The sequence below is a fragment of the Mycobacterium sp. 2YAF39 genome, from assembly GCF_052114565.1.
Taxonomy (GTDB): Bacteria; Actinomycetota; Actinomycetes; order Mycobacteriales; family Mycobacteriaceae; genus Mycobacterium.
In genome coordinates, this window is the sequence record NZ_JBFREZ010000061.1 from 1 (window position 1) to 375 (window position 375).

Here is a 375-nt window from a genome sequence, read left to right on the forward strand (position 1 = left end):
ATCCGGGCCTGTACATCCTGGAACCGCACAGCGGCGCGGTACCGGGCATGCGGATCGGCTAAGTTCGCCTACCGTGTGTTCGCTCCCCTCTTCCCAATGGAGAGGGGAGAAAAGACTTCATCCCCCCTGCCGCGACGGGTCGTCGCTGCGTGACGTGGTGGTCACCACGCCCTGGCTGTTGAAGTGGACGTTGAAGAACGCCCGGTCCGCGGGCGACTCCTGCCAGCGATAGCCCCACACCTCCTCCTGCTTCAGCGCGAACGCCTCCACCTTGGTCGGCTTGCCGAGCATGCGCCGGATGCCGTCCTGGCTCATGCCGGGGCGCACGCGCTGGAAGTTCTCGGCCGTCAGCACCTGTTCGATGGTGCGCACGGT

The 375-nt window shown here is 66.1% G+C and carries 1 protein-coding gene; it reads right to left on the reverse strand.

The genetic code is table 11. The features are described 5' to 3' along the window. Positions 1–117: 117 nt before the first annotated feature. Positions 118–375 (reverse strand): outer membrane protein assembly factor BamE domain-containing protein (gene bamE, locus AB4Z42_RS28475; RefSeq protein WP_442012594.1); only part of this gene is annotated, 258 nt, incomplete at its 5' end.